Source organism: Curtobacterium sp. PvP017 (assembly GCF_054060195.1).
This window is the reverse complement of the sequence record NZ_JBSSCY010000010.1, coordinates 40,311-53,198: the sequence shown is the minus strand read 5'-3', so window position 1 is coordinate 53,198 and position 12,888 is coordinate 40,311. Positions and strand designations below refer to the sequence as shown.

7 protein-coding genes are annotated in these 12,888 nt (G+C 73.9%); 3 read left to right on the top strand and 4 right to left on the bottom strand.

Annotation, left to right across the window (positions count from 1 at the left end):
- Window positions 1-137 precede the first annotated feature (137 nt).
- A complete protein-coding gene (locus ACVKXF_RS16350; protein ID WP_456796360.1) occupies window positions 138-1,595 on the top strand; it encodes a zinc-dependent metalloprotease in 1,458 nt (485 codons plus the stop codon).
- Between the two features lie 75 nt (window positions 1,596-1,670).
- Window positions 1,671-2,528, top strand: coding sequence for a hypothetical protein (locus ACVKXF_RS16345; RefSeq protein WP_456796359.1), 858 nt, complete (start codon window positions 1,671-1,673; stop codon window positions 2,526-2,528).
- Here the strand turns inward: ACVKXF_RS16345 and ACVKXF_RS16340 are convergent.
- Both ACVKXF_RS16340 and nudC read right to left on the bottom strand, forming a co-directional pair.
- On the bottom strand, window positions 2,419-4,233 hold the full coding sequence (locus ACVKXF_RS16340; protein WP_456796358.1) for an ATP-dependent helicase: 1,815 nt from the start codon (window positions 4,231-4,233) through the stop codon (window positions 2,419-2,421). The two genes, ACVKXF_RS16345 and ACVKXF_RS16340, sit on opposite strands and share 110 nt — an antisense overlap.
- Complete coding sequence (nudC, locus tag ACVKXF_RS16335; protein WP_123313352.1) at window positions 4,230-5,165, bottom strand: NAD(+) diphosphatase; 936 nt, start codon at window positions 5,163-5,165, stop codon at window positions 4,230-4,232. Before nudC ends, ACVKXF_RS16340 begins: the two co-directional genes overlap by 4 nt.
- A gap of 117 nt (window positions 5,166-5,282) precedes the next feature.
- Here nudC and ACVKXF_RS16330 point away from each other — a divergent pair, with 117 nt between their 5' ends.
- Complete coding sequence (locus ACVKXF_RS16330; RefSeq protein WP_123313351.1) at window positions 5,283-6,281, top strand: phosphotransferase; 999 nt, start codon at window positions 5,283-5,285, stop codon at window positions 6,279-6,281.
- A 155-nt stretch (window positions 6,282-6,436) separates the two neighbouring features.
- On the opposite strand, the gene ACVKXF_RS16325 is transcribed toward ACVKXF_RS16330, so the two are convergent.
- Both ACVKXF_RS16325 and ACVKXF_RS16320 read right to left on the bottom strand, forming a co-directional pair.
- Complete coding sequence (locus ACVKXF_RS16325; protein WP_456796357.1) at window positions 6,437-9,700, bottom strand: UvrD-helicase domain-containing protein; 3,264 nt, start codon at window positions 9,698-9,700, stop codon at window positions 6,437-6,439.
- Window positions 9,697-12,852 (bottom strand): PD-(D/E)XK nuclease family protein, encoded by a 3,156-nt coding sequence (locus tag ACVKXF_RS16320; protein WP_456796356.1) that lies wholly within the window; start codon window positions 12,850-12,852, stop codon window positions 9,697-9,699. Before ACVKXF_RS16320 ends, ACVKXF_RS16325 begins: the two co-directional genes overlap by 4 nt.
- Between the last annotated feature and the right edge of the window lie 36 nt (window positions 12,853-12,888).

The window sequence follows — 12,888 nt, the reverse complement described above, 5'->3', positions numbered from 1 at the left end:
GGGCGGTCGCCGGGCCTGGCGGCGGGGCGGTCGTCCTCGCCGTACGGCGGGACTGTTCGCCCTCGGCGCAGCGGTTCGGGCGTTCCCACGGGGGCATCCCAGGTGCGGCCCCGTGAGCAGCGATTAGCGTAGTCGGCATGCCTGATGAACCACAGCCGGGGCCGGACGACGACTTCCAGGAGATGCTGCGCAAGCTGCTCTCGGGCGAGGGCCAGATCGACCCGTCGCAGCTCGCCGGGGCGGCCGGCCTGCCGAACGACCCGGCCTTCGTCGCGAACCTCATGAGCCAGCTGCAGCGTGCCGCGCAGTCCGGCGGGGACGGCATCGACTTCTCCGCGACCGCCGAGCGCGCGACCGCGATCGCCCGCGAGGGCGGCCACGCCGTCGACCCGGTGGCCTCGCAGGCGGCCGACCAGGCGTTCCAGGTCGCGGCGCTCTGGCTGGACGAGGTCACGACGGTCGCCGAGCTCACCGCCACCCCGAGCCTCTACACGCGTGAGCAGTGGGCGAAGGCGACGGTGCCGGTGTGGACCCAGATCGCCGAGCCCGTGGCGTTCAGCATCGCCGACGCACTGACCGAGGCCATCGACCAGCGGGCTCCCGAAGAGCTCAAGGCGATGCTCGGCGACGTCTCGAAGGCGATGCGCGGCGTCGGCGGTGCGCTGTTCGCCATCCAGCTGGGCCAGGTCGTCGGCCAGCTGTCGAAGGAGGTCGTCTCCGGCGGCGACGTCGGCGTGCCCCTGCTGGACGAGCAGGTCGCCGCGCTCCTGCCGCAGAACGTGGCGGAGTTCGCCGAGGGACTCGACGTCTCCGAGGACGAGGTCCGCATCTACCTGGCGGTCCGGGAACTCGCCCACGCGCGGCTCTTCCGCTCCGCGCGGTGGCTGCGTCTGCACATCATCTCGTCGATCACGGACTACGCGCGGGGCATCCACATCCCGTTCGACCGCGTCGAGGAGCTCGCGGCGGACATCGACCCGACCAACCAGGAGCAGCTGCGGGACGCGCTCGCCTCCGGTGCGCTCATCCCGCCGAGGACGCCCGAGCAGGACGCCGCGCTGGCACGACTCGAGACCATGCTCGCCCTCGTCGAGGGCTGGGTCGACACGGTGACCGCCGCCGCCACCGTCCGGCTGCCGAAGAGCGGCGCCATCGCCGAGATGGTCCGCCGTCGCCGGGCGGCCGGCGGACCCGCCGAGTCGGCCTTCGCGACGCTCGTCGGCCTCGAACTGCGCCCCCGCCGTCTGCGCGAGGCCGCCGCGATGTGGCAGCGGGTCACGGACGAGCTCGGCGCCGAGCAGCGCGATGCCCTCTGGTCGCACTTCGACCTGGTGCCCACGTCCGACGACGTCGACGCACCGGACGCCCTGGTCGCCCGGTTGCGGAACCCCGCGCAGACGGAAGAGGACGACGCGTTCGACAAGGCGCTCGAGGACCTGCTCAACGACGCCACCGGTTCCCGCCCGCACGAGGACGAGTCCGGTCGGATCGACGACGGCGCCCCGGGCACCGACGACAGCGGGACGGGCACCGACGAGTCCGGTACCGACGAGACCGGCACCGACGGGGACCACCCCGGCGACCAGCCCCGCTGACGCCGCCACCGACGAGTTCTCCACAGATCCACCTCATGACCCCACGCCTGCCCCCGAGTCGGGCAGCGTGGGGTCATGGGCATCCGCATCGATCCGACACTCGAGTTCGTCTGGCGCGACCCAGCCACGGTGCAGCTCGGGGTCGATCCGCCCCGTGCCGTCGTCGCCGTCCCGACCACGGGCGAAGAGCGGTTCCTCAGCGCCCTCCGGCGTGAGACGGGGCGCGAGGCCCTGAGCGGCCTCGCCGTCACGTCGGGCTGCCCACCGGACGTCGCCGCGCGGGTGCTCGGTGCGGCGTCCCCAGCGGTGATCGACGTCCTGCCCGAACCGCTCGAACGGATCGAGGTGCACGGGTCCGGCAGGCTCGCGGACACGATCGCGGCCCACCTGTGCGGTGAGGGCGTGACCGTCGCCCGGACGTCGTCCCCGCGGGGCGGCCCGGTCGTCCTGCCGGAGCACGAGCCCCGGCTCGCCGTGGTGGTCGCCGACCACGTCGTCGACCCGGCGCTCCGCGCCGCCTGGACCCGCAGGGGCGTGCCGCACCTGGCGGTCGTGGTGGGCGACGGACGCATCCGCCTCGGGCCGTTCGTCGTGCCGGGGGCCGGCCCGTGCCTCCAGTGCGCGGAGTTCGCTCGCGTGGACGACGACCCGGCGTGGCCGGCGATCGCGTCGCAGCTGTGGGGACGACCGCCGTCGCCCCTGTCACCCTGGCGGACCGCCGCGGTGGCCGCTGCCACGACCCGACTGCTCGTGCAGCGCCTGCCCCTGCGGACGCAACGCGCCGACCCCGACCAGGTGGTCTTCGACCGCGACGACCTGGCCGTCAGCCGGTGGTCGGTGCCGCTCCATCCGCGGTGCGCGTGCCGAGCGCTGCCAGGAACCGACTCGGAGCACGGGCTCCCCCACGTGTGGAGCCCTGTCGCGACCACGTGATGGTCACGGTTCGCCGGGCACGGGTGAGTCCGACGTAGAACAGGCGTCGTTCCTCGTCGACCTCGGTGTCGGTGGTGGCGTGGGAGATCGGCAGGAGTCCCTCGGCGGCGCCGGCGATCACGACGTTGGGCCACTCCAGGCCCTTCGACGAGTGCAGGGTCGCCAGGGTGACGGCGTCGACCTCGGGCTCGTGGTGGGTCGCCGCACGGTCCACCAGGTCCTGGGTGAACTGCTGCATCGTCGTGCCGGCGGGGGCGTCCTCAGCCAGGCCCATGATCGCCTGCAGGGCTTCCCACTGGTCACGGACGGCGCCCGTGCCCTCGGGCGCGGTCGGCGTCCACCCGCTGACCTGCAGCACGAGACGGACACGGCGGGTCAGTTCGTCGTCGGTCTGCCGGATCGCTTCGCCGCGCATGTGGTGCACCGCGAGCTTCACCTCGGGGCGGTTGAAGAAGCGCGTGCCACCCTGCACGCGGTAGGGGATGCCGTTGCGGCCCAGCGCGGACTCGAGCGCCGCGGACTGCGCGCCGACGCGGAACAGCACCGCGCAGTCGCCGTACTTCGCCCCCGTGGCGACGAGTTCCGCGATCCGCCGGGCGATGGTCTGCGCCTCGTCGCCGTCGTGCACACACGGCACCACGACGGGGTCGGGTCCGGGTTCCTGGGTTTGGGCGACCAGGTCGAGGGCGCCCGGCTGTCCGCGCATCAGCGCGTTGGCGGCGTGCACGACCTCGCGGGTGGAGCGGTAGTTCCGTTCGAGTCGCAGGACCGAGCCGCGCGGGAACTCCGAGCCGAACCCGAGCAGGTAGTCGCTCGAGGCACCGGCGAACGAGTAGATCGTCTGGCTGGCGTCACCGACGACGCACAGGTCGTCGCGGCCGCCGAGCCAGGCGCGCAGCAGGTCGTGCTGCACGGGCGAGACGTCCTGGTACTCGTCGACGACGAAGAACCGGTACTGCTGCCGCACGTACGACGCCACCCGCGGCTCCGACTCCACCATGCCGAGGGTGGCGAGCAGGACGTCCTCGAAGTCGAGCTGTCGGCGGTCGTCCTTGAGGCGTTCGTACGCCTTCATCAGGTCGATCACCCGGCGCGGCGAGGTGTCACGCGGCATGACGCGTTCGGCGGCGGCGGCCTCGTACTCCTCGAGCGAGAGCATCTGCACCTTGCGCCACTCGACCTCGGCGGCCAGGTCGCGCAGCACCGGTGTGTCGACCGACATGCCGACGGTGTCGGCGGCGTGCGCGATCATCCGCCCCTTGGACTCGACGATCTTCGGAGCGTGCCCGCCGACGGTGTCCGGCCAGAAGTAGCTGAGCTGCGCCATCGCCGCGGCGTGGAAGGTGCGGGCCTGCACCGTCCCGGCGCCGAGCGAGCGGAGCCGCGACCGCAGTTCACCGGCGGCGCGGGTGGTGAACGTCAGCGCGAGGACGTGGTTCGGCGCGTAGGTGCCGGTCGCGACCCCGTAGGCGATGCGGTGGGTGATCGCCCGGGTCTTGCCGGTGCCGGCTCCCGCCAGCACCGCGACGGGGCCGAGCAGGGTCCGGGCGACGGTGCGCTGCTCCGCGTCGAGGGCGGCGAGCAGTTCATCGGGTGACGGCGGACGGACCTCGGCGGGAACACCCGGACCGGCCGAACCGGACGGACCGGCCGAACCGGCCGGACCGGCGCCAGCCGACACCGGCCCACGACCAGCGTTGCTCACGGCAGGTCCAGGGGCCCGCCGTACCACTCCTCGATGATGGCGCGGGCGATCGACGTCCGGCCGGGCAGCAGCAGGGTGTCCCCCGCGCGCTCCCGGATGTCCTCGCGCGAGAACCAGCGCACGTCGAGGATCTCGACGCCGTCGGGCCGCGCCGTTGACGGGTCGCCGTCCACCGCGCGGGCGCGGAAGCCGACCATCAGCGACGCGGGGAACGGCCACGGCTGCGAGCCGAGGTACTCGGGCTCCTCGACGTGCACGCCGGACTCCTCGAAGACCTCGCGGCGGACGGCGTCCTCGAGCGACTCGCCCGGTTCGACGAACCCGGCGAGCAGCGAGTAGCGGTTCGCGTCCCACGCCGCGTTCGAGCCGAGCAGGATGCGGTCGTCGGCGTCGACGACCCCGACGATGATGGCGGCGTCGGTGCGCGGGAAGTGCTCGTGCCCCTCGGGGTCGCGGCGGACCCAGCCGCCGGTCACGACGTCGGTCGCCGACCCGGTGCGGGGCGAGAAGCCGTGGACGGCGTGCCAGTTCGCCATCGCCACCGCCTCGACGGCCAGGCCCTGGTCGCGCGGGGAGAGCTCGGTGCCGAACATGCGCAGGCTCTCCCACGCGTCGTCGGACGGCTCGATGGCCGCCGCGGTGCCGTCGTCGACGAGGGCGGCGACGAAGCGGGTGCCGGCGGGAGCGTCGGCAGCATCGGCGACCGCGCGGCCGAGGTACAGGGTCACGGTTCCGGCCGGGACCTCGGACGCGGTGACGAAGCGCAGGGTGCCGTCGGCGTTCCGGAGCATCTCGGACCCGTGCACCGGCAGGTACCGGGTCGCGGGGTCCTCACGCAGGACCCGGTCGAGGTCCGGCGTCGAGCGGAACTCGGCGTCGCGGTCGAGTTCGTTGCGGGACAGCGGGAGCCGGGAGGCGAACTCGACGGTCACGGCAGAGGGCTCCTCGGTTCAGGTGCAGGGACGGCCTGCGGGCATGGCGTGCTGGGAAGGCTTCGGGAACAGCGTGGCGTGCACCGGTGCAGGCGCCGCGCACCTACCCTGAGGGGCATGGCGGGATCCCAGTTCACTCTAGCCGCGTTGGCGACGACGGCCGTGCCCGGTCTCCTCGTCACGGGCACGCGCACGCTCGGCTCGGCCGCGGCCGGCGACTACGAGTCGGCTCTCCTCCGCGACGCCGACGGCGTCGAGACGGTCATCCGACGTCCCCGGAACCAGCGGGCGGAAGCCCGGCAGTCGGCCGACCTCGTCGCGATCCGTGCGCTGAGCGCCGGGATCCGTACGCGCCTCCCGTTCGGGGTCGCCGAGTACCGCGGACAGGCGCCGATCGGATCGACCCGCGCCATCGTCACGACCCGCCTGCCGGGCGCGCACCCGACGCTCGCGTCGCTCGCCGAGCGGCCGGAGCTCGCCACCAGTGTCGGCCGCGCCGTCGCCGCGATCCACCAGCTGCCCACGAGCTTCGTCTCCGACGCCGGCCTGCCGTCGCTCACCCCGTTCGAGGTGCTGCGTTCCGCCGTGTCCGTGATGGACCGCGCCGTCGCCACCAAGCTCGTGCCCGCCGCGCTGGTCGAACGGTGGGAGGGCGCCGCGCGCGACCAGCAGCTGTGGCAGTTCACCCCCACCGTCGTGCACGGCTCGATCGGCACCGGCGTCCTGCTCGTCGACGGCGATGCCGTCAGCGGCATCCTCGACTGGGGCGAGCTCCGGCTGGGCGACCCGGCGAAGGACCTCGCCTGGGTGCTCGCCGGCCGACGCGACGCCTTCGACACCGTCCTGAGCGCCTACGAGGCGAACGGCGGTGGACGCGACCGCCAGCTCGCCCAGCGAGCTCGTGTGCACCACGAACTCGAGACGGCGCACTGGCTGCTGCACGGCGTGCAGGCGAAGAGCACCGAGGTCGTCGACGACGCGGTCGCGATGATGCACCGACTGGTGGACGCGGTGCACGCGCCGAGCGCGGAGCCGCTGCAGTCGGTGTCCCCCGAGACGATGGAGATCGGCGAGGTCGAGCAGCTGCTGTCGTCGACCGAACGCCGCCACGGCTGACGCCGCCCGCGCGCAGAGCGGTCCACGCCGGTCGCGTGGGTCGCGGTGCACGCAACCGTCTGGAGGCCCGGTGCCGATCCGGCGGACCCGCTCCGGGCCTCCGGTGCGTCGCCGGACGGGCGCGGGGCGCTCCGCCGAACGGTCACGTCCGCCGGTCAGCTGATCGCGGCCGTCCAGGCCCGCTCGAGTCCGGCGCGGTCCAGCAGCTCGGTCGGACGCACCTCGAGGTCGTCCGCGACGAAGTAGAACACCGCGTCGACCTGGTCGAGCGGCCGTCCGGTGAACTCGGCGTACGCCACCCGGTACAGGGCGAGCTGCAGGGTCCGGCGGGCCAGGTCGTCGGCACCGGACGGCGCCTTGCCCGTCTTCCAGTCCACGACCTCGGCCCGCCCGTCGATCTCGTAGACGGCGTCGAGCTTGCAGACGACGCTGTGCCCGAGGAACGGGATGTGGATCTCCCGCTCGACCTCCACCGGTGTGCGACCGGCCCACCGGGAGCGCGCGAAGGTCGCCTGGAAGTCGGCCAGCCGTCGGGCGTCGTCGTCCGTGACCACGGCGTCGGGCGAGGCATCCACCAGGTCGTCGGCGTCGAGGTCGAGCTCGTCGCCCCACACGTCGAGGGTCTCGAGCGACCCGCCCGTCCGGGCGCGCTGCTCGACCCACTGGTGGAACAGCGTGCCGAGCCGGGTCGCGCGGTACGGACGCTCCGGCATCGGCCGACGCAGGCGCTCGGCCACCTTGTCCGGCTCGGTCAGGTAGTCCTTGAAGCCGGAGGCCGGCACACGGTGCGGGACCACGACCGCGTGCTTCGCGTTCCGGGTCGCGCGTCGTTCGGCGAGCAGCAGGTCGATGTCGGCGGCGTACCGGCCGGAGGCGCCGGGGTTGGCGTTCCGCACCCGCTCGGCCGCCGCGAGCACCCGGGGCGCCCGCTGGCCGAACGGCACGTGCGGCCAGAGCTGCGTCGCACCGTCCTCGCCGAGGGGGTTCTCGTCGTGCACGGTGGTCTCCGGGATGGCGGTATCGTCGACGACCCCGGCCTCGACCAGGTCGTGCAGGTACCGGCTCGGCTCCGTGGGGCGCACGCCGCCGGCCCAGAACGAGCCGGACACGAGCAGGTCGTGGCGGGCACGCGTCAGCGCGACGTACGTGAGTCGGCGTTCCTCGTCCTCGTTGCGGGCCTTCACCTGCTCCTTGAAGGCGTCGATCGCGGTCGTGACGTCCTTCTGGGTCTCCTGCCCGCGCCACGCCAGGTTCGGCAGCTCGGCGCCGTCCCCCCGGAACTCGTACGGCAGACGGCCGAAGCCGAGCCACCCGGACGAGCCTTCCTGCGGCCGTGCGGGCAGCCCGCCCTCGACCATGCGCGGCACCGCGACGGCGTCCCACTCGAGGCCCTTCGATCCGTGGATCGTCAGGATCTGGACCGTGCCCGCTTCGGGTTCCTCGGAGCGCGGGCCCATGTCGTCACGACGGGCCGCGGCGTCGATCCACCCCAGGAAGGACCCGAGGTCGGCGCGGTCGTCGGTGGACACGAACCCGGCGAGTTCGTCGATGAAGGCGTCGAGGTACGCCCCGCTGCCCTGCTCGTGCGCCGCGACCTCGATGTCGAGCCGCATCTCCTGCACCACGAGCGTCACGAAGTCGACCAGGTCGCTGCCGGCCCGCGAGCGCAGCATCGCGAGCTGCGCGCCGAGCGACCGCATCCGGCTGCGACCGGCGGGCGTGATGCCCTCGAGCGCACCGTGGTCGTCCGGCGCCGTCGCCACGAAGTCCAGGGCGTCGACGATCGAGCCGTGCTCCCCCACAGCGACCGAGGCGCGGAAGGCCGCCGTCAGTTCGTCGTCGAGGCGCTGCTGGGTGTGGTCGCGCTGGAACAGCCAGCGCGCGAGGTGGTGCAGGGCGACGACGTCCGCCGCGCCCACCCGCCACCGGGCGCCCGCGAGCAACCGGATGAGGTCGTTGCCGGCGGCCGGGTCGTGCAGCACCCGCAGGCAAGCGACGAGGTCCACGATCTCGGGGCGCTGCAGCAGGCCGCCGGTCCCGAGCACGTGGAAGGGCACAGCGCGCGCACCGAGTGCAGCGGTGAACGACGCCAGGTCCTTGCGGGCACGGAGCAGCAGGGCCATCGACCCGGTCGGGTTCCGCTTCCGGTGGTCCTGGAACCACGCGGCGACCTCGTCGGCCTCTTCCGGCAGGGTCTCCGGGAACACCGCACGGACCGTCCCGGTGTCGGCGCCGGGTCGCGGTGACAGGCGCTCGACGTCGACCTCGGACGCTTCGGACAGCGGCGCCACGATCGCGTTCGCCCCCGCGAGGACGTCGACCGGGTTCCGCCAGCTCGTCGACAGCGCGAACGTGACGGGCCGCGCCGCGTCCGGCTCGGTCCCCCCGAAGTCGCGTGGGAAGCGGGCGAGGTTCGCGGCGCTCGCACCGCGGAACCCGTAGATCGACTGGTGCGGATCGCCCACTGCCATCACCGAGTGCCCGCGGAACAGCCGGGCGAGGAACCGGGTCTGCACCACCGAGGTGTCCTGGTACTCGTCGAGCAGCACGACGCCGAACCGCTGCCGCAGGTCCGTGACCACGCGCGGCGCGGACTCGGCCGCGGCGAGCGCCAGCGCGATCTGGTCGGAGAACTCGACGAAGCCCCGGTCGACCTTCTGCCGCCGGAACTCCGCGACCAGGTCGGCGAGGGGTTCGAGTGCACCGATCGCGGCGACGGCGTCGGTGATCGCCTTGTACGGCTTGCCCCGGTTGCCGGGCAGCTCGAGCAGGTCGGAGAACTCGACGGCGAAACGACGGAGGTCCTCGGGTTCGACGAGGTGCTCGGACGTCGCACCGGCGAGCGCCACCACGGCCGCGGTGAGGGTGTCGACGTCGCGGTCGAGTCCGGCCAGCCGGTCGTCACGCGCGGCCACCACGACGCGGCGGGCCAGCTGCCAGGCGGAGGGCTCGGTCAGGACCTGGGACTCGCCGTCGCGGCCGACGAGCAGGGCGTTCTCGCGGAAGACGGCGTTCGCGAACGCGTTGTAGGTCGACACCGTCGGCGCTTCGAAGGCGTCGCCCGGGGTGATCAGGCCGACGTCCTCGAGCGCACGGATGCGGTCGTTGATGCGGACCGAGAGCTCGCCGGCGGCCTTGCGGGTGAACGTCAGGCCGAGGACCTCGTCGGGGCGGACGAGGCCGTTCGCCAGGAGCCAGACCACGCGCGACGCCATCGTCTCGGTCTTGCCGCTGCCGGCGCCGGCGACGACCAGGGCGGGGGCGAGCGGGGACTCGATGACGGCGCGCTGCTGCGCGGTCGGGCGAGGACGGCCGAGGGCGTCGGCGATGGCGTCGGCGCCGTGCCGGATCGCGGGCGCGAGAGTCCCTGCCGTGTCGGTCACGTCGGTCGTGTCGGTCGTGTCGGTCGTGTCGGTCACCAGGTCACCTCCGCGACCACGTGGATGCGGCACTCGACGCCGGTCCGGGCCTTCTCGCAGTGGTCGTCCACGTTCGCCAGGAACGTGCGCCCGGCCATGCCGCGCGCGACCCCGTGCAGGCGCTCCCGGTAGGCGTCGCGCGCCTCGGCGTCGAATGCGTGCTGGGTCCGCTCCGAGTAGGCGTGCCCACCGCGCGGGTTCTGCACGAACACCAGTCGGGCGTCCGTCATCACCGAGCCGGCCGGCACCCCCTCGACCGCGCCGTCCTCGACCGCCAGTTGGTAGGCGCCGAGCTGCGGGTGCTCCGGCATGTCGCTCTTCTCGCTCGGCATCGACCGGCCGGTCTTCAGGTCCACCACGCTGACGCGGCCCTCGGGGTCGACCTCGATGCGGTCGATGCTGCCGCGCATCCGGGCGGGGCCGGTGACCAGGGCGAACGAGGTCTCGGCGCCGAGCAGTCGGCGGCCGGCCCCGGCGAAGGTCCGCAGGTAGTCGCTGAGTCCCTCGATCATCCGCCGGGTGCGCGCGCGTTCACGGTCGGCGACCCACGGCGACTCGAAGGTCAGTTCGTCCCACCGGGCCTCGACCCGCTCCCACAGCGACTCGACGTCGATCTCGGTCGCGTGCTCCATGGCCTCGTGCACGATCGTGCCGATCCCCATGGCCGGGCTCGGTGCGCCGCCGCCGAAGGTCTGCACGAACCAGTGCACGGGGCACTCCTCGAACGTGCCGATGCGCGACGGCGAGACGGACACGGTCGGCGCGACGGGTTCGCCGCCCTCGACCTCGGGGGCCGGATCGGCGTCGAGGTCGACCAGGGGCTCGTCGGTGGTCGGTTCGGCGAGGCCGTACCAGTCGTCCGGTGCGGCGCCGGGGACCTCGGCCTCGGCGAGGCGGGCCAGTGCCGAGGCGGCCTCGTGGTCGCCGGACAGCACCACCCGTCGGCGCAGTGAGCCGGCCAGCCCCCGCAGGGACAGTGGGTGCACGGTCGGCTGCCGGTCCGGCGGCACCGGCACCAGCCGGACGAACGGCGACGGGGACTCGTCGTCGTTGGCGACGGTGCCGATCATGACCTGTGTGGTGGCGCGGGAGACGGCACGGGCGAACAGGCGGAGTTCGTCGGCGACGACCGCAGCCCGATCGTCGATCGGCGAGCGCTCGACGCCCGATGCCGCGCGGACCAGCCCGTCGGGGTCGAGCAGGCTGCCGCGCACCCGGGTGTTCGGCCACACGCCGTCCTGCAGGCCGAGCACCACGACGACGTCGCACTCGAGGCCGATCGTCGCCGAGGGGGTGAGCACCCGGACGCGACCGGCCGTGCGGTCGGGGCCGATGGAGTCCTCGGGCAGGTCGGCGCCGAGCAGGTCGTCGACGAACACCCGGGCCGGGGCGTCCGGGGTGCGTTCGACGAACCGCTTGGCGGCGGTGAACAGGCCGACGACGGCGTCGAGGTGCCGGTCCGCCTCGCCCGCTCCGACCCCGCCGGCCGCGGACTGCCCACCCCACGACTTCGCGAGGCCGCTGCGCTCCCAGAGCCCCCAGAGGATCTCCTCGATGCTCGACCCGGCCTCGGCGTCGGCGTGCGCCTGCACCAGGCTGCGCGCGAGTCGGGTCGCCCGCCTGGCGAAGCCGGCGTCGAGGGTGGCCAGACGTTCCGGGGCGCCGAGCGCGTCGATCAGGAGCTCGTCGGCGGTGCGGGTGCCGTCCCCGGCGAGTTCCTCGCGCCGCAGGGCGAGTCGGAGCCGACGCATCGCCAGGGTGTCCAGGCCACCGAGCGGGCCGGTGGCGAACGCCGTGGCCAGGGCGGCGTCGAGCGGCAGCACCCCGAGGGCGACCGCCGCGGCGTCGAGCATCGCGCGCGCTGCCGAGTCGTCACGCGGACGGACGGGCGCGGCGCCGGCGGTCGCCGGGACCTCGGCCACCGAGAGGGCACGCACGAGCTCGGGGATGGCGGCGCCGCTGCGGGTGACGACCGCCATCCGGTGCCACGGCACACCGTCGAGCAGGCGGTGCTCGCGGAGCCGTCGGGCGATGGCGACGAGCAGCGCCGACCGGCTCGCGGCCTCGAGGTGCACGACGGCGTCGGCTCGGGCGTCCTCGTCGCTCGCCGTCGCCGCGCGCTGCCGACCGGCCGCCGCCGTGCCGATGCGCCCCGTGATCCCCGAGACCAGCGACCGGATCGGCGCGGGGTACCGGTGCACGGTGCCCAGGACGAGTTCGTCGACCCGGTCCACGCCGAGTCGGACCGCCAAGCGTCCGAGCACGTCCGGTTCGGCGCCGCGGAACGCCGAGGCGGCGATGTCCGGGTCACCGAACGCGACGACCTGCACGCCGGACCGGGCGAGCGCGCCGAGCAGCGCCACCTCGCCCTCGACGAGTTCCTGGGTGTCGTCGACCACGATCAGCCCGAGGGCCGCGATGCTCGCCGGCAGCTCCCCCCGCAGCACGGCGGCGGTGGCGAACGCGACGAGCTCACCGGAGTCGAGGCTGGTCGCACGGAACGCCGTGACCGACGCCCGGTACTCGTCGACGAAGTCGCCGACGGCCCGCCACTCGGGTCGACCGCCCTCGTCGGCGAGCTCGCGCATGTCCTCGGGTTCGACACCCGCCGCCACCGCACGCATCATGACGTCGCGCAGCGCGGTCCGGAACCCGGCGCGCTCGCGCACCACCGCGGTGATCGGCTCGGGCCAGTCCGGACCGGTACGGTCCAGCTCGTGGCCGGCGAGCAGGTCGGCGATGATGCGGTCCTGCTCACCACCGGTGAGCAGCGTCGGCGCCTCCTGCCCCTGGACGGCGGCGGCGTGCGCGACGATCTGGAAGGCCAGCGAGTTCACGGTCCGGGCGAGCGCACCCGGCACGACGCGGTCGACGACGGCCGCGAGTCGGTCACGCAGCGCGGTGGCAGCGGTCCGCGCCGAGGTCAGCGCGAGCACCGTGGCGTGCCCGTCGGGACTGATCGCGTCCGGTCGGTGCAACCGGTCGGCGACGAGCCGGGCGAGCGTCGTCGTCTTGCCCGTGCCGGGCGCCCCGATGACCGCCGCGTGTCGACCGTCCGTCAACGCGAGCACGGCCGCCTGGGACGGGTCGTCGACCAGGGCACGTGCGACGCCGGCGTCTGCGGGAGCTGGCGTCAGCGTGGTCTGCGGCACGCTCGTACGGTACCCACGACCGCCGACACCACCCGG